The sequence below is a fragment of the Actinomycetospora sp. genome (assembly GCF_055612215.1).
Genome location: NZ_JBVPVA010001058.1, coordinates 1 through 2,300 on the forward strand (window position 1 = coordinate 1; position 2,300 = coordinate 2,300).

The following is a 2,300-nucleotide window of genomic DNA, read 5'->3' on the forward strand; positions in this document are numbered from 1 at the left end:
CCACTGGGAGGCCGACGTCGTCGCCGCCGACGGCGCCACGGCCCACCTGCGCCCGATCACGCCGGAGGACGCCGACGCCGTCGTCGACTTCCACTCCCGCCTCTCCGAGCGCACCCGCTACTACCGGTACTTCAGCCCCTACCCGACGATCCCGCCCCGCGACCTCAAGCGCTTCGTCGAGGTCGACCACCACGACACCGTGGCGCTCGTGGTGTGGCTGGGCGGGGAGATCATCGCCATCGGCCGCTACGTGCGCCTCGCGGCCGAGAACGGCGAGCCGAGCCCGTCGGCGGAGGTCGCGTTCGTGGTCCGCGACGACCACCAGGGCCGCGGCCTCGGTTCGATCCTGCTCGAGCACCTGGCCGCGGCGGCCGAGGAGATCGGGATCCGGCGGTTCGTGGCCGAGGTGCTCACCGAGAACCGCGCGATGCTGCGCACGTTCCGCCAGGCCGGGTACGACGTGACCCGCGCCATGGAGGGCTCGACGCTGCACCTCGAGTTCGACGTCGCCGCCACCGAGCGCTCCACCGAGGTCCGCCGGGCCCGCGAGCAGGCGGCCGAGGCCCGCAGCGTCGCGAACGTCCTGCACCCCCGCTCCGTCGCGGTGGTCGGCGCGTCGGCCGACCCGCGCAAGCTCGGGCACGTCGTGCTCGCGAACCTGCTGCGCGAGGGGTTCACCGGCCCGGTCTACCCGGTCAATCCCGACGCCCGCTCGGTGCGCGGCGTCCGGGCCTACCCGACGGTGACCGACATCCCCGACGACGTCGACCTCGCCGTCCTCGCCGTCCCCGCGCCCGAGGTCTCCGAGGTGGTCGACGGCTGTCTGGCCAAGGGGGTCAAGGCCCTCGTCGTCGTCACGTCGGGGTTCGGCGAGACCGGCGACGCCGGGGTCGCGGCGCAGCGCGAGCTCGTCACCCTGGCCCGCTCCCGGGGCATGCGCGTCGTCGGGCCGAGCGCGCTCGGCGTCGTCAACCTCGACCCGGCCTACCGGCTCAACGCCACCCTCGCCCCGCAGCTGCCGCCCCCGGGGCGCGTGGGGTTCTTCTGCCAGTCGGGCGCGCTCGGCATCCAGATCCTCGCGACGGCGGCCCAGCGCCGGCTCGGGCTGTCCACGTTCGTCTCCGCGGGGAACCGGGCGGACCTGTCGGGCAACGACCTCATGCAGTACTGGGACACCGACCCGGCCACCGACGTCGTCCTGCTCTACCTGGAGAGCTTCGGCAACCCGCGCAAGTTCGCCCGCGTGGCCCGGCGGCTGGCGCGCCGCAAGCCGGTGATCGCGGTGGCGAGCGGCCGGCACGCGACGCCGGGCCTCGCGGCGTCGACCTCGCCGCTGGAGGAGGCGTCGGTCGCGGCGGTGTTCGACCAGTCCGGCGTCATCCGGGTGAGCTCGGTCGACGAGCTCTTCGACGTGGCGCTGCTCGTCGCCAACCAGCCGCTGCCGGCGGGGCCGCGCCTCGGTGTCGTCGGCAACTCCAGCGCGCTCGGGGTGCTCGCCGCGGACGTGGCGCTCGCCCTCGGGATGCACCTGGCGTTCCCGCCGGTCGACGTCGGGGCGATGGCCGAGCCCGCCGAGCTCGCGGACGCGGCCCTGCGCGCGCTGCAGGACGACGACTGCGACGCGCTCGTCATCGTGTTCTCCCCACCGTTGGCCACCGACGGCGCCGAGCACGCCGACGCCCTGGCCGAGGCCGTGACCGGCGCGGACAAGCCGGTGACGACGACGTTCCTGGCCTCGGCCGGGGTGCCCGAGCACCTCGTGGTGCCCTCGCCGCCCGAGGCCGGCGGCGCGGACGTCCCGGCGCGCGGCAGCGTCCCGTCCTACCCGTCGCCCGAGCGCGCGGTGGCCGCGCTGGCGCGCGTCGTGCGCTACACGCAGTGGCTGGCGCGCCCGGTCGGCGACTTCGTGGTCCCGCCCGGCTGCGACGTCGCGGCCGCGCGCACCCTCGTCGAGGGCTGGGGGCCCTTCGAGACGGCGACGGTGCTCGGCGACGAGCAGACCGACGCGCTGTTGCGCGCCGTGGGCGTCCGTGTCGCGCCGTTCCGCCGGGCCCGGTCCGCGCAGGAGGCGGTCGACGCCGCGTCCGAGCTCGGGGGCACGACCGTGCTGAAGACCGTCGTGCGGACCTGGCGCCACCGCTCCGACCTCGCGGGGGTCCGGACCGGGCTCACCGACGCCGACGCGGTCACCGCCGCCTACCACCAGCTCGCGCAGCTCTCCGGCTCGTCCGAGGTGGACGTGCAGGCCCAGGTGCCCCCGGGGCTGCCGGTGGTGGTGGAGCTGCGCGACGACCCGTCGT

1 protein-coding gene is annotated in these 2,300 nt (G+C 75.8%); it reads left to right on the plus strand.

What is annotated here, in order from left to right:
• Positions 1–2,300: bifunctional acetate--CoA ligase family protein/GNAT family N-acetyltransferase (locus tag AC0CYZ_RS28620; RefSeq protein WP_472221503.1), on the plus strand; the 2,300-nt coding region annotated here is incomplete at both ends.